This window comes from Brenneria izbisi (genome assembly GCF_025840185.1).
Classification (GTDB): Bacteria; Pseudomonadota; Gammaproteobacteria; order Enterobacterales; family Enterobacteriaceae; genus Brenneria; species Brenneria izbisi.
Map to the genome: position 1 here is coordinate 1 of NZ_JAMPJU010000007.1, position 24,035 is coordinate 24,035.

Here is a 24,035-nt window from a genome sequence, read left to right on the forward strand (position 1 = left end):
GAGGCACCAGCGCGCCCCACATCATAATAGTGCCTGGCAGGACTGGAGAGGTTGATTTCCACACACCGGATTGGCAGTTTAGTCAGTATTTACGCCATATGATATTGTTCTTCGCTTTAGTTAGGGATAATTCCTATGGTTGTAAGAAAACGTATAAAGAAGATGGTGTTATCTAAGGCGTTGGATAAATATTATTCAACGGTTTCTATCCATAAGCGCGGCCAACTACAGGAGTTTTATCGAATAAATGTTATTCGGCGGTCTGAACTGGCGAAAAAAATGATGGATGAGATTTCATCAGTTGATATTGCTGAGTACAGGGATTTGAGACTCACTTCTGTTAATCCAATTACTGGAAAGACGATAAGTGCTAATACTGTTCGACTTGAGATGGCCTTATTGTCCGCGATGTACAATTTAGCGCGTATTGAATGGGGAACCTGCACTTCTAATCCTGTTGAGTATGTCCGCAAACCGCCAGTATCGGCAGGGAGAACCCGGAGGTTAACGTCAGCGGAGGAACGCCGATTAGCCCGGTATTTCAGAGGGAAAAATCCTGAGTTGCTCACCATTTTTTTGTTGGCGATCGAGACAGCCATGCGTCAGGGAGAAATCCTTTCACTTAGATGGGAGAACGTCGATTTACATTTAGGCGTGGCTCATCTACCGCTTACAAAGAATGGATCGACTCGCGATGTCCCACTTTCATCAAAAGCCCGTAAAACCCTGCGTGAATTTGTGGGGACGATTCCGGTGAATGGTGCTGTCTTCAGCTATACATCGAATGGATTTAAAAGCGCTTGGCGAGTCGCTTTACAGGAATTGGATATAAGTGACCTTCATTTCCATGATCTGAGGCACGAAGCGATAAGCCGTCTGTTTGAGTTGGGAACGCTTAACGTCATGGAGGTTGCTGCTATCTCTGGCCACAAATCAATGAATATGCTTAAACGCTATACCCACCTTCGTGCGACTCAATTAGTCAGCAAGCTGGATGTACGGAAAAAACAGGCCAAGAAGTTTGCAGCGCTATTTGTTCCATATCCGGCAGATATTTTGGAAAAACAAGGGAAGATAACTCTGTGCTTCAGTGATTTCGATAATCTCAGTGTCACAGCTGAGTCACACGATGATGCAATAAAAGCGGCATCAGTGGCACTGTTGCGGGCGCAGGCTATTGCAGCGAGAAATGGGGAGCGTTTACCGCCTCCTGGTCATGTGGTTGTCAATGCTGTAGATCGGGTGCTTATTAACCCACTGTAATTATAATTTTCGAGGGGCGATATTGAGTTAAGTATCGCCATCTTATCCCAGATTTTGCACCTTACTCCTTCATGATTAATTACAAGGATAATGTGCAGTGGCCGATGAAGTATTGCTCGATAAAAGCGTCAGTTCTGCAACTGGACAGTTAAATACAGAAGGTTCCTCTGTTGATAATACTGACGCTAAGACTCTTGGTTTACGCCGAGTTTTACTGAAACCTGTTATATACATTATTTCAGGCCTGATGGTTGTGGTGCCTGCTATAATGTGCACCATTTTTTTCATGCAAATTAATGAGATGGGTATTCGGCTTAACTCTCTTGAAGCAGCTTTTCGGAGTGGCCAACTTAGCCAGTTGTCATCTTCTGTTGCTACTCTTGAAAAACATGTTGCCGATCAAGAGTCTCGTTTTTCCACTAATGAGAAAGTTGATGCTGGCATGCAGGCGCTTTCTGCTCAATTTGAAGGAACTATCGTTCCGTTAGCGAAAAAAGCTGAGGAAAACCATCAGAGGTTGTTACAACACGAAGAACGGTTTGCAGTTCTTAAATCGGCCTTCGATCAATATTTATTGCGTCTTGATGCATTAAGTGAGTTCAAAGAGAAGTTTGAGAAGACGCTTACAAATATATCTTCTAGTTCCTCCAGTTTGCGTACTCAGCCCGCTAATTCTCCTACTAAAACAAAAAAGTCAACACGGTCAGCCAAGAGTGTGCCACTGGCTGCACCGTTTATTCTGGCGGGCATTGAACAGCGGGGAGGGCAAAGGTACGCCGTAGTTATGCGTCGTGGCGCGACAACACTATCAGAAATGCAATTGGTTACAGTGGGAGATTCCGCATGGGGATGGACACTACGAGATATGCAGGGCCATGAAGCGATATTTTCCGTCGGTGGCAGTCAACAGCGCCTTTCAGTTCAATAGGACTCTCTATGAAAAAAAGTAGCATTGCTATTTTGAGTTTATTTTTTGTTTATTCCCTTTCTAATGCGGCTCTTCCGGGGCCAGTGCAACAAAAAGAACTGCAACAGCGTGATATTCAGATCAAAGAAACTGAGCAGGAAGCACAGTGGTGGGGGTTGAGCCATTCTGAATGGGAAAAATACCAACAACTCAAGCAAGGCAAGCGTGGAATACAATCCCCTGGCTTGGATCCGCTGACGACTCTGGGGATTGAAAGTGACAGTTCAGCGGAACGACGTCGTATGGCTGAGCTTTGGGTTAAAGAAGAGTATCAACGTACGGAAAAAGAACTGGCTTTTCAGCGTGAAGTGAATGCTGCCTGGAATCGTCTGTACCCTAATGCTCTCTCTGTAAACATGGGTAACGCTGCCGGCATCGCTCATGATACCGATGGTCGGCTGGCGTTATTTGTTCGCGATAACTGTACCCGTTGCGATACCAGATTAGCGGCTGTTCTGGCTGATAACCGAGAGGTAGATATTTATTTGGTTGGCAGTGACGGAAAAGACGAAACAGTCCGACAGTGGGCAGTCAGCCATAGTATTCCTGTTGAGAGAGTCAGAAACCGACAGATAACGCTCAATCATGATCAGGGATTGTGGGCGCGTTATGGTCAAGGTCAAATGCCAGTCATCCTGCAACAAGGGGAAAATGGATGGCAAATCGCAGCATTTTAATCAGTATGTTCATCGTACTTGGGATAATGCATAGCGGTATTGTTAGCGGACAAAAACGACCTGTTGGCTTGCAACAAATCCCAGCGGCATACCGACAAATTGCTAAAGATGCGCGTGTGCCGGCTGAGTCACTTTATTCACTTGCACTAACGGAAAGCTCTCGTCGATTGCCTTACGGTGAGCGGCCATGGCCGTGGTCGATCAATGTTGCCGGAAAAACGTATCGGTATGAGACACGCGAATTGGCATGGCAGGCGTTACGCCAGTTTATTCGCCAGACACCGCTAAAGAATATTGATGTTGGGATCGCTCAGGTTAATTTGGGTTGGAACGGACATCGTTTTCGCTCTTTTTATGACGCATTTGAGCCGTTTACCAATTTACGTGTTGCTGCCCGAATCTTACGTGAGTGCTATGACGCAAAACCCGGTAGCTGGTTACGTGCCGCAGGATGTTATCACCGTCCTGCCGGCGGCCTACCGGCTGAAAGGTATATGGCGATTGTGCGCCAAAAGCTGAAGCTTATTTCTCCTGTTCAGGAGCCATTGGAATCATCATCTCCCATCCTGCTTGCCTCTTCCGAAGCAATTATTCCCAGCTACCAATTAACATGGATAGAGCCTGAATGAATACGTTACGTCCCTGCTTATTATTCGTATCGTCGATTATTTTTCCGGGTATTTTCTTATTGCCATCTTTCGCTTCAGCGGAACTGAATGTTGTAGCAGATCTTGGTGGAGAATCAACTGAACCGTATTTTGAGGCGATTAACGCACAAACGGATCCGAATTTTTCCGGTGCCATATTGCCACCAGAATTATCCTCTCCTGCCACAGGTCCGGGTTTGACAATAGCCTCCGTTCTTCCTGTTACGACGCCTGAGCTTACTCCTGGGAAGGTTGCACCCAGAGCGTTAAAACTCACTGGTATACCACCGATCTTCATTATTGGTGATGATCCCCTGTCTCGGGATTGGGTCGTGAAACGAACTGGGGAGTTGCAGCGTTTGAAAGCCACTGGGTTTGTGGTCAGCGTTTCTACAGAAGCGTCTCTGCGTGAGCTACAGGTTTTATTGCCTGAGAATGATATTGTTCCCGTATCAGGAAGTGACCTGGCGAAGCGTTTACAGCTATCCCACTACCCCGTACTGATAACTGAAACCGGATTGTCACAATGATAGGGTGCCAAAAGATGAAAATTAATTATCAATATGGGTTACGGACAGTAATGTCATTTATGGTCGAATTAATAACATTTATTTTTAGAGTGTTTTTTTATTGGCCATCCATATTTGTTGGCAGATTCGTCGTTGGATTTTTTTTATTGGGATTGCTATCTGGTGAAATTGCATCTGATTTGAATAATGCATTATCAGCCTTGCCTCCGGCGTATCAGTCTGTTTCCCCGGCTCAGGTTATTCAGTTCGCAAATAGCGTTTATTGTATGCTTGTTATGGTGGCGGGATGCATTGAAGCACTGATTCGCTATGTTTATCCTTTTACTCGCTTCAGTTCGCCAAGTCGTCGCTGTGAACCTGTAGTATGTGAGCATGGTTCATACCGAGCGAGACGGAATTATCCTCATAAAGGTGAGGATAAAGTGGATGAGTGACCGCTATGTTATGGAATCATTACTGCGTCCCGCTGTTGAGTTATATACGGCGACAACGGCGTGGAGTGCGACCTATATCTGTCTGACCGCCCCCTGGGCTGTTGCTCTTGCTCCATCCGTTAGCTGGGTTACGGCTGCTGGGTTTGGCGTGCTGGCATTGAAGCGCACGAGGCAAGGGTTGCGGATCCTTCGTTATCGTCGCAATATCCGGCGACTTCCCCGTTATGTGATGAGTAGCAAACAGATCCCCGTGAGTAACCGTTATCTGTTTCTCGGGAGGGGATTTCATTGGACGCAGAAACATACTCAGCGGCTCCTGGAAGCACGTCGGCCAGAGACTGAGTGCTATGTTCAGCCATCAGTCATTTATCGTATGGCGCGTGACCTGGAGAAAAAACTTGAATATAGCCTGCCATACCTCTGTCGGCTTACTCAATCCGACACCGTCTTTAATCCCCTCAGACCGTTACCTCCCGTGGGGGGGAGTCCCATCTATCACGGTGTTGAACCTGATGAATCCGATATTGGTTATGATCTGGGGGAACGTGTAGGGCACTCGTTAGTCATGGGAACAACGCGTGTTGGTAAAACCCGCCTGGCAGAATTATTGATCACGCAGGATATCCGGCGCGGTGATGTCACTATTGTATTTGACCCCAAAGGGGATGCTGATCTACTGAAACGGATGTGGGCGGAAGCGCGGAGAGCCGGAAGAGAAAGTGAGTTTCATGTTTTTCATCTTGGTTGGCCAGATATCAGTGCGCGTTATAACGCGATCGGGCGTTTTAGCCGTATCTCTGAAGTGGCTTCTCGTGTTGCCGGGCAGCTTTCCAGTGAAGGTAATTCGGCTGCTTTTAAGGAGTTTGCCTGGCGATTCGTCAATATCATTACACGAGCGCTGGTTGCCCTGGGCCAACGACCTGATTACAGCCTGATACTCCGTTATGTCACCAATATAGGAGACCTTTACGAAACCTATGTCGAAAACCTGTTAAGCACTCAGGCACCACAGCTGTGGGTCACGGTGGAGAACTTAATCAGCTCAGGCATGCTTAATGAACGTGATCTTCCCCGAAATATGCAGGGGCAAGCGAACGCGATGAAAGTGTGGGCCATCGAGACCGTTCTTGGCAGTGATGAAGGTAAAAAAATATGGGATCCGGTACTGGATGGATTGCGGTCAGCCGTACGTTATGACCGGACCTACTTCGATAAAATAGTGGCGTCGCTATTGCCCTTGCTGGAAAAGCTGACGACGGGGAAAACAGCGGCGTTGTTGGCACCTGATTACACCGATATGGATGATCCTCGCCCCATCTTTGACTGGCAGGAAGTCATTCGAAAACGGGGGATTGTGTATGTCGGACTCGATGCGCTGTCGGATGCGGAGGTCGCCTCAGCGGTAGGAAACAGCATGTTTGCTGACCTGGTATCAGTGGCGGGGTACATCTACAAGTTTGGTATTGGCGGTGAAGCTCCACAGAAAAAAACTCCCATTAACCTCCACTGCGATGAGTTTAACGAACTGATGGGTGAGGAGTTTATCCCGCTCATTAACAAAGGCGGCGGCGCGGGGATTCAGGTAACTGCCTACACACAGACCTTGTCGGATATTGAAGCCAGGATTGGCAGCAGTGCTAAGGCCAATCAGGTGATTGGTAACTTCAACTCGTTAATCATGCTACGGGTCAGAGAAAACAGTACAGCAGAGCTGCTGACCAGCCAGCTTCCTGAAGTGGATGTCTATACCAAGACGCTGGTTTCTGGTGTAACGGATATTACTAATCCTGACCAGGGTTCTGACTTTACGAGTAACGTTCAGGATCGCGTCAGTAATGTCAGGATGCCAATGATTACCCCAGCTGACATTATCAACTTGCCGAAAGGGCAGGCGTTTGCATTGCTTGAGGGGGGGCGGTTGTGGAAAATCCGTATGCCACTACCTGATAGCGCAAATGATCCGTTTATGCCGGAGAGTATCAGCCGCATTGCCGAGTACATGCAGCAGAATTACCGCACTGGTGAAACCTGGTGGACGGGGAGTACATTGCCTTCTGATAGCCTGACTGGATCTGCCTTTGGGCCAAAAGATGTGGTGGCGTAATGGCCGAACAGCCCTCGTCATCTCCACAGCATCAGGAGCCGCCTAAGAAGCCGGGTATGTTTCAAACGCTATTATGGGTTTGGCCATTGAAAGTTGTGGGGATTCTACTGGCGTCATTACTGGTCAGTTTGCTTATAGAATATATCGGCATGCTGTTTTTTTGGACTAATGAAGGCGCAGAACACAGCCGCCAGGTGATGTTGACGGAAAGTGGTTATCTGGCTGAAGGTTTTACTCAAAGTTTATTGATGTCTGAACCGGTTACTTTTATAAGCGGTATCGTTCACCAAGCCTATCAGTGGCTGTTTGTTGACAGCGGTTTTATCAGTTGGCTGCATCAGGCAAAACAGATGAAGCCAAAGGATGGGGCAGCGCAAATGTTCAATTGGGTTGGGAGCTGGCTAGCGCTTGCGCTGTGGGAATACTTACAGGCGACGGTTTATGTCACAGTCATTTTTGCGATACGGGTTGGCATTCTGGTGCTATCGATACCGCTTTTTATCATGGTTGCTGCGACAGGGATCGTTGATGGGCTGGTTCGTCGGGATTTACGGCGCTACGGCGCTGGCTATGAATCCAGTTTTATCTATCATCATGCGAAGCGGTTTGTGAAGCCTGCTATGTATGGCCCATGTATGCTGTATTTGTCCTGGCCAACTGCTGTGTGGCCTAATTTGTTGCTCTTACCCGCTGCGGTATTGCTGGGTATTGTGCTGTCGATCGTTACTGGTGCGTTTAAAAAATATCTTTAGTTGTACTGGTAAATCATGTCGGATGATATATATGCATAATAATTTTGTTGTCGTAGGATCTGTCCATCCACAAATTGGTTGTCTTTTTTTGGAAAGAATCCCAAATTGTGAAGTTGGTTACGTTGATATTTATCAGGTTACGGACTCACTTAGCCGTGCTGACGTACATACAGCTGGGTGGAGAGAGCATCTATCTTATGAGAGCCCTCCTTTTGATATAAGAGCTATTAGCGAACATATTAGTCGTGTTGACTGGTATGATAACAGCCATGTTCATGAAATTTGTTGGAAAAATAATCTTCCAATAAAAGAACTGAGAGAGTGGAGCCTTGATATCCGGCGTTGGCAGGATATTCCTGTTATCGCAAAACGAGATGGCCAGGGAAATGGCTACGAAGCAATCACAATCATCCGTTGCTAATCAAGATTGCCCTTTCTGGTGATCTAAATTTTCATCCTTTCATAAACAGTTTCCTGCTGTGCTTATCCCCCTGTTACGTCAGTCTTTCTCCTCGCCGTTATGCGCTACAGGAGAAGAGAGATGTGCCGATTTATTGGGCTGAGTGTACTGCTGGCTTCGGTTTGCGTAGTTCAGGCCCATGCTTCCGAAAAAGACGAACTTGCTCTGGTTATGCGTCAACTCGATCAGGTTCAGGCTGGATTAGATCGTGCCCGGGTGGTTGCCAATCAGAATGGTCAGGATGCGCGCTTTTATTTTGACTACAGCAGTGCTTCCCGAGACATATCCGCTATGCGGAAGGGTATTGAGCAATACCTTGAGCCCTCTCGTGCCCAACCTTCGGTACCGCTTTCCGTCAGTGGGCAATACCGCCAGGAGAGAGGGCAATGAATTCCGCACAGAAGGCCGCCTGGAGCGCAGCATCGGGTAATACCGATCCCTCTGTACTCAATCTACTGATCCTCGGTCTTCTCTTCTCCATTTTATTTCTATGGGCAACCTGGGCATTAGTTATGGCTTACAAGGGTTGGACTACGAAATCCATCGGTGCCGAATCCGTTGGAGTGTTTACGATCCGACTCATCCTTCTTTTGGTTATCTCGATTTTTCTCTTCGCAAGTTGATTTTCACTCTGAATAAAAAGGTTAACTCATGAAAATAGTCTCAATGATACGTTGTGCCACAGAACGTCTGACGGTGTTGGTTGTTCTTGGGGGGCTCTATTCTGGCCAGGCATTGGCAGATTTACCGGCTATTGAAGCGCCATCAAGTGGTGGCGGTGGCGGGTTATTCAATACACTGAAGGGATATATCAAAGACGGGGTATCTCTTGCTGGGCTCGTTGTTGCAGCGATCGCGTTCCTTGTCGTTGCTAAGGTCGCTGTATCCGCGTTTCATGATGTGAGGGCTGGTAAAGCCGACTGGGGGGCATTTACGGCATTTATCATTATCGGGGTTGTGCTGCTTGTTGCTGTTATCTGGCTGGCCACGAAGGCGCTGGACATTTTGTAAGGAGCTGCATCATGGCCGTGATTGAGTTTCTCCCCGACCGTCTAAATGTTGCTCCGGTAGCTTATCGTGGATTTACCACAGGGGAGCTGGGGCTGGCTGCGGGACTTGGGGTTGCATTGGGAATACCACTGGCGTTTCCACTGGCATTTGTCCCTTTTGTTGGTTGGATTGCTTTCCCTATCAGTATGTTGATAACACCGTTGTTCGTGGTGTTTTTTGGTGGTAAATGGATCAGTTCGTTTAAACGAGGAAAACCCGAAAACTATCTTTGGCGGCGGCTGGACGAGCTCAAAGCGACATGGGGCATGAGTCACGGCCTGATCCTGACTTCCCGCGCATGGGAGTTGAAACGTACTTGCTCCGTTTTTCAAAGGAGTTGGTCATGAGCCGCTTCCGTAATGCTGTCAGTGCTCGCGACAATCATATTTTTACCTTGCGAGCTATCGTTGCTGGCCTGTTTTTGTTGCTGATTTTCACTGCTTCGGGCTGGATGATGGCGCCAAGTAAACTGACGATCCACAATCCTCCAGACCTGCGTTCTGGTAGCACGCGCGAGTGGTGGCGGATCCCACCATCAACGGTATACAGTTTTGCCTTCTATATTTTTCAGCAACTCAATGCCTGGCCCAAAAATGGTGAAGTGGACTATCCCGCAAAAATCGCACAGTTGAGTCCCTACCTGACACCAGCGTGCCAGGATTTCCTGAACAAAGATGCCCGATTTCGCACGGACAATAGCGAACTGCGTGATCGCGTTCGTGTTGTGTATGAGATCCCTAAACGCGGTTATAGCAGTAAAAGCGTCGATGTTTTATCGGATGATGACTGGGTTGCCCGTCTGGATTTGGTCGCTGACGAGTATTACCACACCGAACCCGTAAAACGGGCAATGGTGCGTTATCCATTGAGAGTCATCCGCTGGGAAGGTGATCCAGAACGTAACCAATTTGGGTTGGCTCTCGATTGCTATGCCAGTACACCTCAACGGCTGGAAGCGATGCCGGTTACTGCTCCTGAGAAAAAATCGAGGGTATTCCAGTGAAGCTGAAGGCCTTATTGGCGATATGCGTGTCTCTCTTGTCATTACCTGCCAGCGCACTGGAACTCATGAAGTGGGAACGTATCCCACTCCAAATCCCTTTGAATGTAGGGCAAGAGCGTATTGTTTTTGTCGATAAAAACGTACGAGTCGGATTCCCCCCATCACTGAGCGGAAAACTGAGGATCCAGAGTAGTGGCGGATCGGTTTATCTCAGTGCCAGCGAGCCTTTTCCTTCCACTCGCCTGCAATTGCAGGATGTTGAGAATGGTGAGGTGATCCTCCTGGATATTAGCGCCGTAGAAGGGAAGAGCGTTCGTGAGCCTGTGCAGGTCGTTTATGCCGGAGAGGTCTCTTCTGTCTCTACCAATGATAATGCTAAGGTTAGCGGCAGTAGTAACAAAGCAAGCCATTCATCTTCCTCAAGTGAGTCAGCAGATAAGGCTGAACGGCATTCTCCCGTTTCTTCTGTCCCCGTTCCTGTCTTGTTGACACGCTATGCGGCACAAAGTTTGTATGCGCCATTGCGCACCGTTGAACCCGTTCTTGGGATTGGGACCGTATCCCTCAAGCTACCGAGCCCGATAACAACATTATTTCCTTCTGAGCCTGTTGTGGCCGTGCCATTGGCGGGATGGCGACTGAACAATTTTAGTGTTATCGCATTGCAAATACGTAATACCTCGTCCGGTAAGGTGATCTTGGATCCTCGCAGGCTACAGGGGGAATTTGTTAGCGCGACGTTTCAGCACCGTTGGTTGGGGAATGCCGGAACGCCAGAGGATACGACCGTCGCCTATCTGGTCATTGATGGTCAACCGGAAAGCGCGTTTCTGCCTGAACCTGTGCTACCTATCAAACCGGTCAAATCAACATCCAGGGGCGTGACAAAATGAAAATGCAGTCAAATATGCTCGTTAAACTGGCAGTACCGCTAACGTTGCTGGTGACGGTTTTTATTGGTTTGAAGGCATGTTCTTCCGACAAGTCGCAGCAACAGCCAGATACTGCGGCCAAAAATGATGCCACCCTGAACGATGTCACCCCTGAGCAGTTGAGGGCTCTGGGGATTGAAGGCGACACGCCTCAGGATACGCTACGTACATTGATTGGTCGTTTGAATACGGTCACAACCAAGCAAGATCGATTGGATGCAGAAAATAAGACGCTGGCTGAGGAGAATAAGCGTCTGAAACAAACCAATCAAAATGTGGATGAACGCATTGGTCAGGCGATTGAGAATGCAAAAACAGAAGAGAGTAGTGAGAAAAGCCAACTGAAATCTCAGGTGCAATCGTTAAGTTCTACTGTCAGTGATCTCGTGCAACAACTTAAAGAGGCAGGAACGCCAGGCTCGACGTCGTCAGCGTCTTCCGGCAATCATGTCGGACCGGGGAGTGATATCCCGATAGGGTTGGGGTTGGATGGCGGTTTTACCGAACAAGGAACGTCGTCTGGACCGTCTGGTACTGATGGATTTCGATGGATTGAACCAATAGATGCTGTTGCGGTGGATGCAAGTGGTAAACCCGTGACAGAGGGAAGCAGTAACAGAGCGGCGGGGTTTACCTTTGCCACTTCTTTTCTGGAAGAGAATCCAGTCACTCGGCAACAAGCTGAACTGGCCAGGCAAGCAGGGAATGGCCAAACGTTAAGTGGGAATAATGCCTCTGAAGGTCCTGTCGAGCCTGTTTATACCTTGCCCGAAAATTCAACGCTGATTGGCAGCCGTGCCATGACAGCTCTGTTGGGGCGGGTGCCTGTCGATGGGAAAGTGACAGATCCGTATCCATTCAAGGTTCTGATTGGCAAAGACAACCTGACTGCGAACGGTATGGACCTGCCAGATGTCCAGGGAGCGATTGTGTCCGGTACGGCGACTGGGGACTGGACACTATCATGTGTCCGCGGTTCGGTGACCAGTATAACGTTCGTCTTTAGCGACGGTACGGTACGTACGTTACCACGCCCGTCAGACCAAACAGAGGGTAACAGCAGCCAGAACAATAATAACGGGGGAAGTATTGGCTGGATTTCTGATGAAAACGGCATCCCGTGTCTTTCTGGTGAACGTAAATCTAACGCATCGACCTATCTTCCTACGTTATTTACGCTTTCAGCAGGTTCTGCTGCCGGTGAGTCGTTGGCGCAAAATCAGAATACCACACAGACGAATGGTTTTGGCGGCGTGACGTCTTCGCTGACCGGCGATGCCGGGCAGTCCGTAATGGGGAAAGCGATTTCAGGGGGGATGCAGGAAACCGTTGACTGGGTTAAGGCGCGTTATGGCCAGACGTTTGATGCTGTTTATGTGCCCCCGGGCATGAAAGTCGCTGTTCATATTACCCGTCAGTTGGCGATCGACTATGAAGAGAAAGGGCGGAAAGTGAAATATGACTTCAATCTTGGCCAATCAGGCACTGGGATGGATTAACCATGATGACTGAAAATTATCGTTTTGTTGAACAGGTACGATCTGCTCCGCCCTCGTGGGCTAATGATGAGATCCTTCGTTGGGATGATTCGTGTTTCCGTCGCGAGAGAGACTTCATTACCCGTCATTACTGGACGACACAGGGTAGCATCAACGTCTTTCGCATTATTGGTACTGATCACCCACAGTATGCCGGTATGAGTTGGCTGGAGCTGCTGGATCGTGGAAAGCGGATGGATATCAACATTCCTCTGCTGGAAAAGAACCCTGGCTATTACACGGAGCCAGGGCATAAACGGTCGAGCATGAATTTTAACAGTCTTGATGGAATTAATTGGTTTATCGGCTCAGATGGTAATCATCGCAGTTGTCTGGCGCGCTTTTATTTTCATGTCAATGGCCAAGGGGTAACGCAACTGCATGATGTGACGATGAATCACTATGATATCGATCACTCGTATTATGAAGCGTGCAGTGAGATGAGAAAAATTATCGACGCCATGGCTCAACTGGGCATCTATTTGGAGCTTGAGGTGCGGAACCAAGCTGTACATCGTGAAGATACGCCAGGATGGAAGCTGGATCATTTTCAGATAGAGGCGCAACTGCACCAACTCGGGGAGCATGATCTCCCTGAGCTATTCGCTGTCAGCTACATGCAAAATGCACAAGATGCCCGAACGTGTCTTTCTGTGCTGAAACAACGTTATGAAGAGCGCCTGAACTCGCAACAGGTAAAACCTGGACGAGCGAGATCGAGCTGGATGCGTTGGTTAGGACTGGGGACATCGCATGAAAGAAAATAACGGCAATCCCATTAGATGGACCACTAAGTGGTACTTCAGTGCTGGCTCTGGCTATTCTGTGGCGGTCAGTCATGGTGAGTTTGATCTCGAGTTGGCTCAACGTGTTGCGGCATTTCAACAGGCATCTTTGTTTTGGGTGCATAACGCATTAATTCTGATGCTGGGTCCTACCCGTATTGAGGTGCAAGACACTCAATTAACGATTGCCCGGTTGTTTCCTGAGGCGCTTGAAAGATGCAGGGTAGCTTGCTTTCTGGAGCACGTTTCTGCGAGTAATGGCGAGATCATATCGATGGCTCTGAAAAGATTACATGGTGAAGAGTACTGGCAGATGATGCCAGTTCATTTAAGTGAGATGCATCGTGTCCCTGAGCTGCAATCATTCTCCTATGTTTCCAGTCGCTGTGCGCTTTCAGATTCTTCAAAGGAAGGTGATCGGCATGAATAATAAAGCTCAATGCGCGATAGCCTCGCTTTTTTTCGCCGTAACACTTTCAGGATGCAGTACCAGCAAAGAGCAGATGCTGCCTCCGGGCGACAGCACCATGCTCGAGTTGTGGAATGGTGGGGCGTCAACGACTCAAGCCAGGCATGAAGGGCGCACTACTCTGCGGCGCACCCTGACGGATACTGACCAGGTCAATGTGCTGCGGGAGGCGGAAAACTATAGCCGCACTCAGGAGAATGAGATCCAGCAGTCGTTTCCTCGTTTGCCGAATCCTGACCTGGTGATGTATGTCTATCCCCATCTCAGTAAGGGTAATACTCCGGTGCCGGGGTATAGCACGGTATTCCCGTTCTACAGCCAGGTGCAGTATGCCCTACCGGGTGAACGGACGGAGGCATTTTAATGTTTTCACTGTTTCGTCGTAAAACGACGTCTTCAGATGAAAATCTGAAAGGGAATGGGCCATTTGCGATAAATGGCCATGAACCGCTTAGCCGTGATGGGCGATTAACTGAGAGGGATGAACAACAACTTTATGGCGTTGCGCCATCTATTATTGACTATATGCCCTGGGCGGAATACCTCTCTGCGGATCAATGCTTGTTGTTGGATGATGGCGTGTCTGTTGGCGCGGTTTATGAAATTACGCCAGTGGGTACGGAAGGGCGGCCGGCAGAGCGCCTGGAAGAAATCCGCGATGTGGTTGAAGATGCCTTGCAGGATAGCTTGCCTGAGTTGGATAGTCACCAGTGGGTCGTGCAGCTTTACTGCCAGGATGATACGGATGTGACGGCGTATATGGATAAGTTACGTGGTTATGTCAAACCCTGGGCGGAAGGGACGGCATTCACACAGGCCTGGCTGGCTGAAACCGATCGCCATATGAAAAGCATTTCGGCAGAGAAAGGCCTGTTTGACGATAAAATTGTCACGGGTGCACCCTGGCGCGGACAAACCCGCCGTACACGTATGGTGATTTACCGTTATGTTGAAAAGCAGTCCCGCGATCCGTTACCGCCGGCGACCATGCTGAACCAGGTCTGCGACCGTTTAACCTCAGCATTGTCCGGCGCCGGTATTCGTTGCCATCGGCAAAATGGTGAACAGATACATAACTGGCTGCTACGCTGGTTTAACCCTAAGCCGGAATGGGTTGCGCCCGAACTGCTGTACCGTACCGCGTCACATGACGACGGTGCGCCTGATTCTCTTCCTATATTGAACGATTTTAGCGAAACATTGTGGTTCACGCGGCCTCGTAGCGATGCTGAACGTGGGGTATGGTGGTTTGATAATGTGGCGCACAAAGCAGTACCAGTAGAACGACTGAGAAAAGCGCCGCAGACGGGGCACCTGACCGGCGAAGTCAAACGTGGAGAGAACATCAATACGCTGATGGATCTGATGCCGCAAGGAACGGTGATTGCGATGACATTGGTCGTTCAACCTCAGGATGTTTTGGAAGATGAGTTCGCCAGCCTGGGCAAAAATGCAATGGGCGAAAATGTTGAATCTCAGCGTGTACGCGCAGATGCGGCAACAGCAAAAGAATATCTGGGGGAGCGACATAAGCTCTATCGCTCATCGTTGACGTTTTTGATCAAAGCATCAGATCTGGATACGCTCGACAAACGCTATCTTGATATCAGTGCCAAGCTACTCAATGCTGGCCTTCAGCCGATCAACCCTGAACATGATGTCGCGCCACTCAATGGCTACCTGCGTGCTTTACCGATGTGTTTCAACCCTGAAACGGATAAAAACCACTGGTATACCCGGCTGACGTTTGTACAACATTTTGCCTGCCTGCTGCCGGTTTTTGGTCGTGATACGGGAACGGGTAATCCCGGCCTTTCCTTTTTCAATCGAGGGGGAGCGGCATTGTCATTTGATCCGATGAATAAGGCAGACAGGACACAGAATGCCCATCTGTTGTTGTTCGGACCGACAGGTTCGGGCAAGTCAGCGACATTGTGTAGTGTTTTAGCACAGGTGATGGCTATCCACCGTTCACGGCTGTTTTTACTGGAAGCGGGAAACTCGTTTGGGCTGCTTGGTGATTACTATGAATCACTAGGGTTGACGGTGAACAAGATCAGTATCAAGCCTGGGCGTGGTGTCTCTCTGGCACCGTTTGCCGATGCTCACCTGTTGTTACAAGCAGATCCCAGGGAACTCATTACTGATGAATTGTCTTTGCCTGAGCTGGATGATGATACGAAAGAGCCTGATGATGACGATGAGGAAAAGCGCGATATTCTGGGAGAAATGGAGATAGCTGCACGTCTTATGGTCACGGGGGGAGAGGCAGCCGAAGAAGCAAGAATGACGCGTGCCGATCGGGGCATGTTGCGTGAGGCTATTCTGGCGGCGGCGAAACAGTCGTATGAAGCCGGACACCAAATGTTGCCCTCGGATTTGATGTCGGCGTTGGAACATATTGCCCGGGATAACACCAAAGACAGCGAGGGGCGAGACCGCCGAACGGCGGCACGACGAGCGCGTGCGGAAGAAATGGCCGAAGCGTTACGCATGTTTACCGAAGGGTTTGAGGGGGAACTGTTTAACCGCCCAGGAACGCCCTGGCCAGAAGCGGATGTCACTATCATCGATCTCGGCACATTGGCGCGTGAGGGCTATGAAGCACAGATGGCCGTCGCCGTCATCGCACTGGTGAATACCGTCAATAACATCGCTGAACGTGATCAGTACCTGGATCGTGAAATCAACATGGTTATCGATGAAGCCCATATTGCGACGACGAACCCCCTGTTATCACCGTATATGACTAAAGTCGTGAAAATGTGGCGCAAATTAGGGGCGTGGCTTTGGCTGGCCACGCAGAACCTAGCGGATTATCCGGATACGTCGGAAAAAATGCTCAATATGGCAGAATGGTGGTTGTGTCTTACCATGCCGCCGGATGAAGTGGAGCAAATCTCGCGGTTCAAAAAGTTGAATGAAGAGCAAAAGGCAATGTTGCTTTCTGCGACAAAGCTACCCCGATGCTATACGGAAGGTGTGGTTCTGGCTAAACGGGTAGAAGCCTTATTCAGGGCCGTTCCTCCCAGCCTTTACCTGGCGTTGGGTATGACAGAAAAAGAAGAAAAAGCGGAACGCCGGCAACTGATGAACGAACATGGTTGTAGTGAGCTGGAAGCGGCTTTTCTGGTGGCGAAGAAGCTGGATAAGGCAAGAGGGATTATGACTGAAGCGGAGGCGGCGTGAAGCGATTAACGATGTCTAAACCTGAAGTGGTGCCGGATAATGCACTCCCGTTTTCAGTTCTGTTTGATGTACCTCCGCAAGGTGTTGCCCGTATTGGAGAAGGAGACGCTAGCCAGCTCGCGAAGTTGGGCGATGAGGTGCGAAAACGCCTGGCCTGCCCAGCTCAACTTTCTGTGTTACCTCATCGTGTAGGAAACCGTTGCTGTGTTTCGGTACATATTAGCGATCCGACAGGAAAGGCGCTTGATCTCCTGATTACGGTTGCCGGCAATACCGTATGGCCAGATGATAGTGAATATACCCGTGGCGTGCGTTGGTACATAAATGTCTCCGATGCGACAGACATGATGTGGTTGCTGAAGGCTATTGAGCAGGTGACAGGCGAAAAAGGGTAAATCGGGAACTGGTGCGGGATTCGCAAAAGCTTTTCTTTGCGGAGCCTGCGCCAGTTGAACAAGCCGCAGGCGCGTTAGTAGGGGGAGGTTGTTGGTACCATCCTGTTTTTTACGGTGGCGGTACATGCTATAACCACATGATTACTCAGTCCTATCGGTATTACTCACCATGAATGTTTACAAGCTTTCTGTAAAGACTCAGGCCTATTATCTGATTGAAAAGAATGACTATGAGCAACGTACCGCTCGTCGTCCTCCGTGGTACAAAACAAACGCCAGCGGTAATCCTCAATACTTTGCTGTTTGCCCAGCCTGCAATAACCCTATTCAGATAGTCGGCCTGTATAAAGCACTGGCGAATACCCCCAATCCCTATGGCAAGCATTGCGGCAGTTCCGTGTACGGTGTCGGTATTTATGACAAAGAGGCGTATCTGTGGTGCCCTTACTCCAATACTAAGCGCGATGATGGCGATGGCAGACCCAGACGTGCGCCAGGCATACTGACGCAGCAAATCCTGTCTATTCTGATTAATCATTTCGATAAAGTCGTCTGGTTACTCAGTCGGGCGACTGGAATAAAGATTGATGAAGGATTGGCCAAAAGTATGTTACAGCAATATCGTCGGGAGGAAGGATGGCTGTATGCGCGGGCGACATTGATGAATATCCCCTGGGTTTTTCTTTATATGACCGATTTTCAGGCGATTCTGTATAAAAAAGTGGATGCAGATCTGGCGAATGAACTGGTTAGTCGAACGTCAGGGCGTCTGCGCTATAGCGACAAAGGCTATGTGATCAAAGATGCAGCCTGTCGGGATTATATTGAGCTTGGCATTTACCAGACGCTGCACCGCTCTCGTGTGGAAGAGGATGAATTGGCTGAGATGATGGATATGGTGTTTACCCTGAAGGTGGGGAAAGAAGCGCCAACAGAAATCTATCGTCAGACGATTGGTTTTGACTTTAATTATTTCAATAACCTCGTCAATTTTAGTCATTGGAAACCTTCAGCATTCAATGACGCATTGCTGGCGCTGGCCAAAGAGACCTTGGGAGATTTGGTCAACAACCCGCAGGCATAATCATTATGACAAAAGATCAATTTCAAAAGGCGGCTAGCGAGCCTGAGAATAGCCGTTATAGGTGGCGACCTTCTCTCGGGCGGCTTTTCTGTGAGACAGGCTCACTTTCTAAAAGGTAAACGCTATGGAATTAAAAGATCCAGTCAAAAGGAAAAGATGGGGCGGCAGAGTCTACGTTATATCTGATGGCCGCAAGGTGAAAATAGGGGTGTCCACTAGGGGTAAGTGCGTTGGACGGTTTAGAGAAATAAAAAATACTTTGGAGTTTATTGTTAAAGATAGCTTTATTACTGATAGATGTCTCGACTAACGCAGGGAAGGGTATGTCCCCTGAAGCGTGATCCACCATTCGCTTTCCAGAGGAGGGACTTCGCCCTGTTTTTCTGCTTCTTGCAGGCAAAGCAATATGTTTTCCAGTGACACAAAAAATACATGATGATTGTCCTGCATCACAAAGTGTGTTGCGGGTAACTCGATAGAAGGTAACACGATCCCCTGCGGGTGAGCCTGAGAAGGATTTTTGTTGTCTGTCATGTGGGCTTTCCTGTCACGGTTTTACAGTGGAATACTGTGTCCGTTTTTGCCCTGGATTACAGCGCTAAACTCATTTTGCGCTGGATATAATTCCTTTCGGTAATTGTGAATATTTCGAACAGAGTTGTTGCTTCTCTCCCGTAGCTGGCTATCGAGAATGGTTGTTCACCGTATAAGGAGGACACATTCATGCGATACCCTTTCGAGCTCGATCCCCAGATTATTCATCACATTATATACAGCCAGGCCGGTTCCCTGGGAAAAGCCCTGATAGAGCTGCTCATGAACAGCGTTGATGCGCAGGCGTCTTCAGTATTATTGACGGTGTCCCAGGAGGGATTTACCTGTACCGATGATGGCCATGGTTTTGCATCAAGAGACGATGTGGTGAATTACTTCGGTCGTTTCGGCACACCGCATATCGAGGGGGATGCGACCTATGGTCGCTTCCGGTTGGGACGTGGGCAGATTATGGCGCACGCCAGAACACTGTGGCGCTCACAGTCCTGGCAAATGAATGTCGATACTCGCCTCTTGGGTTATCACTATGATCTGGACGATCTGGGGGAAGGATTATCTGGCTGTCAAATCACTGGCGAATGGTATGAACCATTGAGTGAGGCCGAATTAATGTCAGCCATTCAGGAAATCCGCGATTTGGTTCGCTATACCCCGATTCGTGTAAAGCTCAATGGACGGTTGATCACCCGTAATCCGGCTACGGAGAAATGGGATGCTGAAGATGAGTTCGCCTGGTATCGCGTACGTGAAGAGGGTGCTGTATCCATCTATAATCAGGGCGTGCTGGTACGTCATGATCCCGGACATATGTGGGGTGTTGGCGGCCTGATCGTCAGTAAACGTGCTATCGGACTTAATGTCTCCCGAACAGAGATCCTCCGTAAAACCTGCCCGGTATGGCAAGGTATCGCTAAACGCTTTGGTGAGTTGGCTGCCGCGCTAGCGAATCAGCTTGGGCACTACCGTAAAACAGAGTCCCGGAGAGAGAATGCAGCACGTTCTCTGATGGCAGGAAGTCGCTCACTGGTCACGTTGTATCGTGATGAAGAGGTCATAACGTTATTACCTGGGAAAAAGCATTTCACATTGGTCGATTTTCTGAACAAATGCCGGTGGCAGCGATCTGGAGGATATGAAGGATGTTTCACCATCGCCCGTAGCGAGGATATTCCCCGTGGAGAGTTGCTGGCCGGCGCCGATATTGTGGTGGTGATGCACCCCGTGACACTGACTCGGTTCGGTTGTTACAGCAACGATGAATTTATTGAATGCCTGTCTCAGATCCATAATAACTTACGCCTGCACGATCAGAGCGAGCGGAGCATGTGGTATGTCGAGAGAGCCTTTGAGCCTGCTGTCATTGATTTCAATACGCTGAGTAATGCTTTTGTCGAACGAACTCAACTGGTCAGGGAAAAAGATGCGCTGGATGCAGAAACCCTCCGTGCCTGGAGGTCGTTACGTTGGTGCCTGATTCAATATGCCCGTCGTTGCACCGGAGGTAAAGGTCGCTCGGCAAACTACACTCGTGGTGGAAAAATTTTTCATATCCTGTTAGGGGAATCGACGTCAGCTGAAGCCTGGACGGATGGTGAAAGCTATATCGCCTATAATATTAAAGTGGTTCAGCGATTACGTACTGATCCATTGCGTACTGCGAGTTACCTCTTTAGCCTGACGGAGCATGAGATTGCCCATGAAGGGGACAGTATGGACTGTGGTCATGATGAAGTATTCTATCAACGTTTCCACGATGTCAGCATCCGTATGGCGGAAGAGCGTCAGCGATACATGCACGTTTTTCTGATGAAATACACCACCAGTATGGAGCGTGAGGGTAAGAAAGCGGCAGGGAAAGCCTGGCAGGAACGCTTTCTGGTCGACCGGGTTGGCAGCGGTCGTGAGAAAAGGGGGTTACCCCGGCTCACCGATGAAACAAAAATAAGTGAAGAGATCAATAAGGTTGTTCCGGATGAACCTGCGTCGCTGATTCAGTTGATTAACCTGAAACTACGGCAACAGTGTGGCGCCAGGCCTGAACCTGATTGGAATGAGGTGATGTTGGCGGGTATCGTTTCTGAAATCAGGAAGTCCCAACAGAGAAGTGTGGAAGATGAAGGCGAGTGGCTTGATTGGATGCTTGGGGGGACAGAGGAGAAGGAACGTATTGATGACCGTGAATACCAAGAGTTTATGGAGCAGGTTAACCTGGATATGCATAAGCAGGACCAGGAGGAGAGAGCCAGAATGCTCTCTGTTCTCGGGATCAATTCAGTCCTTCTGACAGAGGATATTTTTTATTTTCTGTATTACGAAACATCAGATGACGATGATTTGCGGGCGGCATGGCAGGAAAAACGCTGGGAGCAGGAACAAGACCCTTATGATGAACCGGAACTGCTTATACCAGAGCAGTGGAAACCTTATATGCATCCTGAAGAAACACGCTGGATGATCGAAAGAAACGCTGCGGCGGCAGGGTTCTATGGCTGGCAGGCGGAGCTTAGCTATTTGCGCTGGCGAACTGAGCAAGAATAAGAACTGCTATTTTAGGACGCTGTATATGTAGGGATATAATGTGTATTAGCTCAGATTTGGCCTGACACAGCTATGGTACATAGCTAAACCTAATCTGAAAGTCCGCTCTGTGCCAGGAGCAGACATGCACAGAGCAAGGGCCGATACGCGCTACAAGCTGACATCTTGTACAAAACTAAACTTAAAATGGTGCTATATTAGCCCTATATAGTAGCTATATAATTCCAGATACAGAAGCTGAATATTTAAAAAAATTTAATTAACGTCATTGAAGAGGGTATACATGGATCACGATACTTTAGTTAACCATATTCGCGGACTAAGTAAGAATTTCTTTGATGTAGCCTGTAAAATAGTCCTTAAAGATTATTTTAAAATTAACGCTATAAATGTTGATGGTGCTAATGACGGCGGCGCTGACTTTATAAGTGTATCTAATGATGGAATTAGAAATAATACTATATACCAACTAACCACACAAAAAGACAAAATCCCTCAAAAACTCGGCCGTGATGTTTTAAAGGCAATTGAAAAGCTTTCAGCTAAAAGATTTTATTTTTTTACAACAAACAACGTTAGTGAAGTTGAGTGCAGAAAGTATGAAAGAAAATACAATGATGAGCTAGAAATTCAAGTTTCTTTTTTTAGCGCTAGGCACATTGCCGAGTTTTTACTCGATGGAAATCTTCTTAATAAATTCTTGGACCAAACCAATTATCCCCTTCCCAGATCATTTCAAAGTAATCCAGACTACAAAGAAATGGCGCTTCATAGTTATACTGTGATGTCAAATGAAGCCAAAGGCATGCGAGATGGGGTATATGATGATACAATACTCTTTATTTTATCTGACTCCACAAACCTACATGAAGATGAATTAGTTGAGGAGGTTATCAGATTCCTTAATATAGAATCAGATAAAGATTTATATTTAAGGAAACGTATAGGAGCTTTATTCTCAAAATCCCTATTACAGCGTACTGACGAAGGATTAATAGTACTTTCTCAAGAATCAAGTCAAGACATCGAAGCTAGAAAAAGAATTTACGAAAAAGAGCTAAGTGATCTCGCTGCAGTTCAAATAGATATTATGCGTGAAGACTTTCAAGTTAATTGGACTTTGGAAGAGTCAAAAGAAATAAGTATTTATATTGCTGATTCATATATTTCAAACCAGCTTGATCTTTTGTCAGATGTTAAGGCCAAGATTAGCATTGAGTCATTCTTCAATCACAGAAATAGAGACAGAAACAGCATTAGAGACTATATAAAAAACAAATCCGGCCTAACAAACAAAAAAGCTAATGAAGCTGCTCTAGCTATACTTGAAAGCGCATCGAATCATCCTCTAATAATCAAATTAGCCAGAGCATCTATATATGTGGCCTTAGAAGGTAAAAATGCAATAACCTCTGCAAAAGCTCTAGGAGCAAGTAGGTGGAGTGATTTTAAAATATTAGTCGAACCTACAGTAGCTATCCATTGGATATGTTCTTTCCTATACAATGGAGATGTCGATGGATTTTATAATATAAGTAAAAAAGCCATAAGACGCGCATTGAAACTAGATGCAATACCTTTTATACCATTTTATTATATTAACGAGTGCGCCTCTCATTTGTTAAAGGCTCGAAAATATGCATTCCTACAAGGTTATGAGAACCCCGAAGAACTACAATACTCAAAAAATGCTTTTATTGCCAATTATTACGCACTTAAAATACAAGGAATTAAGGTTCCTGATAATATTTTTGATTATTTAAAAACCTTTAGTTCCGCCGTACTCATTGAACGTAATAGCTGGAAGGATTGGGTAAGAGTTGTTATGACTGACATCCAATCAATTTTGAATAAATCAGGCGTCCAATTTATAGACACGCCATTCTATCAGAATGGGGATTGCGTCCAATTTGAGCGTGAATATAACATCCACCTAGAATCACGCAACCAAACTAAATCGCCTTATCTTATGGATCACGATTTATGGGCTTTACAATTCACCCATAACGAAATAACTGATTTGAATGCTCACTGGATAATCTTAACTTTTGACAATGCTATGATAAAAGTTAGCAAAGAAGCGCGTCACTCCGGATGGGTTGTATCTCCTTATAAATTTCTGGATATAACAGCATCATCGCAATCATTATCAGACACACAATACTTTTCACTTGTGCATTCTTTAGCTGTGTCAAGTACAAAAACATTATCAATTGGAGCAAGAATAATTGACAGAGTAATTAGTTATGCCTCTGAACAATTCCAGAACTGGGAGTTTAAGCGCGACTTTGAAACATTTAAAAGCAATTTAATATCTGAATTAGATGATAATGATGTGAGCTTTGAAGATGAAGATAGCGAGTTAAACAAAAAGGTTGATGAGTTCTTAAGAACTAAAGGAATTGTTATACATAATGAAGAAGACAGTGAATAATGCCAGCTTAAATAATGTTAATTAGTAATACTATACTTAATAAAAGACACCTTCAAATGAAGGTGTCTTTTTCAATTCTAGCTAATAAAACAGCTACGTCTGCTTCTCGCTCAAACCTGACAGTCAAATTTGGTTGTGTTCTGCCTACGAAACCTGCTAGCTCAAGTCTGAGCTAATACAACTTATCGATGTCAACAATTGCTAGCTCTGCAAAATTTCACTATTCAAT

General features: G+C 47.4%; 25 protein-coding genes. 24 read left to right on the plus strand and 1 reads right to left on the minus strand.

The window, feature by feature from the left end; translation table 11 throughout:
* The first annotated feature begins 135 nt into the window (after positions 1 to 135).
* The 22 genes from NC856_RS10460 to NC856_RS10565 all read left to right on the plus strand — a co-directional run bounded on the left by NC856_RS10460 (position 136) and on the right by NC856_RS10565 (position 18,279).
* Complete coding sequence (locus NC856_RS10460; RefSeq protein ID WP_264090378.1) at positions 136 to 1,263, plus strand: site-specific integrase; 1,128 nt, start codon at positions 136 to 138, stop codon at positions 1,261 to 1,263.
* Between the two features lie 97 nt (positions 1,264 to 1,360).
* Positions 1,361 to 2,191, plus strand: coding sequence for a hypothetical protein (locus tag NC856_RS10465; protein ID WP_264090379.1), 831 nt, complete (start codon positions 1,361 to 1,363; stop codon positions 2,189 to 2,191).
* A gap of 8 nt (positions 2,192 to 2,199) precedes the next feature.
* Positions 2,200 to 2,907, plus strand: coding sequence for a TIGR03759 family integrating conjugative element protein (locus tag NC856_RS10470; protein WP_264090380.1), 708 nt, complete (start codon positions 2,200 to 2,202; stop codon positions 2,905 to 2,907).
* Complete coding sequence (locus tag NC856_RS10475) at positions 2,886 to 3,536, plus strand: lysozyme family protein (RefSeq protein ID WP_264090381.1); 651 nt, start codon at positions 2,886 to 2,888, stop codon at positions 3,534 to 3,536. The genes NC856_RS10470 and NC856_RS10475 overlap by 22 nt, the downstream gene beginning before the upstream one ends.
* The gene (locus NC856_RS10480) at positions 3,533 to 4,084 is read left to right on the plus strand and encodes an integrating conjugative element protein (protein ID WP_264090382.1); all 552 of its coding nucleotides are present in this window, start codon (positions 3,533 to 3,535) and stop codon (positions 4,082 to 4,084) included. Before NC856_RS10475 ends, NC856_RS10480 begins: the two co-directional genes overlap by 4 nt.
* Positions 4,085 to 4,098: 14 nt before the next feature.
* Positions 4,099 to 4,518 carry a hypothetical protein gene (locus NC856_RS10485; RefSeq protein WP_264090383.1) on the plus strand — a complete coding sequence of 140 codons (420 nt, stop codon included), beginning with the start codon at positions 4,099 to 4,101 and terminating at the stop codon, positions 4,516 to 4,518.
* Entirely contained in the window at positions 4,511 to 6,622 is a 2,112-nt protein-coding gene (gene traD, locus NC856_RS10490; protein ID WP_264090384.1) for a type IV conjugative transfer system coupling protein TraD, read from the plus strand. The genes NC856_RS10485 and traD overlap by 8 nt, the downstream gene beginning before the upstream one ends.
* Positions 6,622 to 7,374 (plus strand): TIGR03747 family integrating conjugative element membrane protein, encoded by a 753-nt coding sequence (locus NC856_RS10495; protein WP_264090385.1) that lies wholly within the window; start codon positions 6,622 to 6,624, stop codon positions 7,372 to 7,374. The genes traD and NC856_RS10495 overlap by 1 nt, the downstream gene beginning before the upstream one ends.
* Before the next feature lie 31 nt (positions 7,375 to 7,405).
* Entirely contained in the window at positions 7,406 to 7,795 is a 390-nt protein-coding gene (locus NC856_RS10500) for a hypothetical protein (protein WP_264090386.1), read from the plus strand.
* Positions 7,796 to 7,915: 120 nt separating this feature from the next.
* Positions 7,916 to 8,224 carry an integrative conjugative element protein, RAQPRD family gene (locus NC856_RS10505; RefSeq protein ID WP_264090387.1) on the plus strand — a complete coding sequence of 103 codons (309 nt, stop codon included), beginning with the start codon at positions 7,916 to 7,918 and terminating at the stop codon, positions 8,222 to 8,224.
* Positions 8,221 to 8,457, plus strand: a complete 237-nt coding sequence (locus NC856_RS10510; protein ID WP_264090388.1) for a TIGR03758 family integrating conjugative element protein — start codon at positions 8,221 to 8,223, stop codon at positions 8,455 to 8,457. Before NC856_RS10505 ends, NC856_RS10510 begins: the two co-directional genes overlap by 4 nt.
* 28 nt (positions 8,458 to 8,485) lie before the next feature.
* Positions 8,486 to 8,845, plus strand: a complete 360-nt coding sequence (locus NC856_RS10515) for a TIGR03745 family integrating conjugative element membrane protein (RefSeq protein WP_264090389.1) — start codon at positions 8,486 to 8,488, stop codon at positions 8,843 to 8,845.
* 11 nt (positions 8,846 to 8,856) lie between these two features.
* Complete coding sequence (locus tag NC856_RS10520; protein ID WP_264090390.1) at positions 8,857 to 9,231, plus strand: TIGR03750 family conjugal transfer protein; 375 nt, start codon at positions 8,857 to 8,859, stop codon at positions 9,229 to 9,231.
* The gene (locus tag NC856_RS10525) at positions 9,228 to 9,887 is read left to right on the plus strand and encodes a PFL_4703 family integrating conjugative element protein (RefSeq protein WP_264090391.1); all 660 of its coding nucleotides are present in this window, start codon (positions 9,228 to 9,230) and stop codon (positions 9,885 to 9,887) included. The genes NC856_RS10520 and NC856_RS10525 overlap by 4 nt, the downstream gene beginning before the upstream one ends.
* Positions 9,884 to 10,780 (plus strand): TIGR03749 family integrating conjugative element protein, encoded by an 897-nt coding sequence (locus NC856_RS10530; protein WP_264090392.1) that lies wholly within the window; start codon positions 9,884 to 9,886, stop codon positions 10,778 to 10,780. The genes NC856_RS10525 and NC856_RS10530 overlap by 4 nt, the downstream gene beginning before the upstream one ends.
* The gene (locus tag NC856_RS10535; protein ID WP_264090393.1) at positions 10,777 to 12,318 is read left to right on the plus strand and encodes a TIGR03752 family integrating conjugative element protein; all 1,542 of its coding nucleotides are present in this window, start codon (positions 10,777 to 10,779) and stop codon (positions 12,316 to 12,318) included. Before NC856_RS10530 ends, NC856_RS10535 begins: the two co-directional genes overlap by 4 nt.
* Positions 12,319 to 12,320: 2 nt before the next feature.
* Positions 12,321 to 13,124, plus strand: a complete 804-nt coding sequence (locus NC856_RS10540; protein WP_264090394.1) for a hypothetical protein — start codon at positions 12,321 to 12,323, stop codon at positions 13,122 to 13,124.
* The gene (locus tag NC856_RS10545) at positions 13,111 to 13,572 is read left to right on the plus strand and encodes a hypothetical protein (protein ID WP_102118356.1); all 462 of its coding nucleotides are present in this window, start codon (positions 13,111 to 13,113) and stop codon (positions 13,570 to 13,572) included. The genes NC856_RS10540 and NC856_RS10545 overlap by 14 nt, the downstream gene beginning before the upstream one ends.
* Complete coding sequence (locus NC856_RS10550; protein ID WP_264090395.1) at positions 13,565 to 13,975, plus strand: TIGR03751 family conjugal transfer lipoprotein; 411 nt, start codon at positions 13,565 to 13,567, stop codon at positions 13,973 to 13,975. The genes NC856_RS10545 and NC856_RS10550 overlap by 8 nt, the downstream gene beginning before the upstream one ends.
* On the plus strand, positions 13,975 to 16,800 hold the full coding sequence (locus NC856_RS10555; protein ID WP_264090396.1) for a conjugative transfer ATPase: 2,826 nt from the start codon (positions 13,975 to 13,977) through the stop codon (positions 16,798 to 16,800). The genes NC856_RS10550 and NC856_RS10555 overlap by 1 nt, the downstream gene beginning before the upstream one ends.
* Positions 16,797 to 17,195, plus strand: coding sequence for a hypothetical protein (locus NC856_RS10560; RefSeq protein ID WP_264090397.1), 399 nt, complete (start codon positions 16,797 to 16,799; stop codon positions 17,193 to 17,195). Before NC856_RS10555 ends, NC856_RS10560 begins: the two co-directional genes overlap by 4 nt.
* A gap of 169 nt (positions 17,196 to 17,364) precedes the next feature.
* Positions 17,365 to 18,279 (plus strand): hypothetical protein, encoded by a 915-nt coding sequence (locus NC856_RS10565; RefSeq protein WP_264090398.1) that lies wholly within the window; start codon positions 17,365 to 17,367, stop codon positions 18,277 to 18,279.
* 306 nt (positions 18,280 to 18,585) lie between these two features.
* Here the strand turns inward: NC856_RS10565 and NC856_RS10570 are convergent, their stop codons facing one another.
* Entirely contained in the window at positions 18,586 to 18,813 is a 228-nt protein-coding gene (locus NC856_RS10570; RefSeq protein WP_264090399.1) for a hypothetical protein, read from the minus strand.
* Positions 18,814 to 19,002: 189 nt separating this feature from the next.
* Between NC856_RS10570 and NC856_RS10575 the strand changes: the two genes are divergently transcribed.
* Together NC856_RS10575 and NC856_RS10580 are read left to right on the plus strand one after the other, a co-directional pair.
* Entirely contained in the window at positions 19,003 to 21,372 is a 2,370-nt protein-coding gene (locus NC856_RS10575; RefSeq protein ID WP_264090400.1) for an ATP-binding protein, read from the plus strand.
* A gap of 283 nt (positions 21,373 to 21,655) precedes the next feature.
* The gene (locus NC856_RS10580; RefSeq protein ID WP_264090401.1) at positions 21,656 to 23,806 is read left to right on the plus strand and encodes a hypothetical protein; all 2,151 of its coding nucleotides are present in this window, start codon (positions 21,656 to 21,658) and stop codon (positions 23,804 to 23,806) included.
* The last annotated feature ends 229 nt before the right edge of the window (positions 23,807 to 24,035 follow it).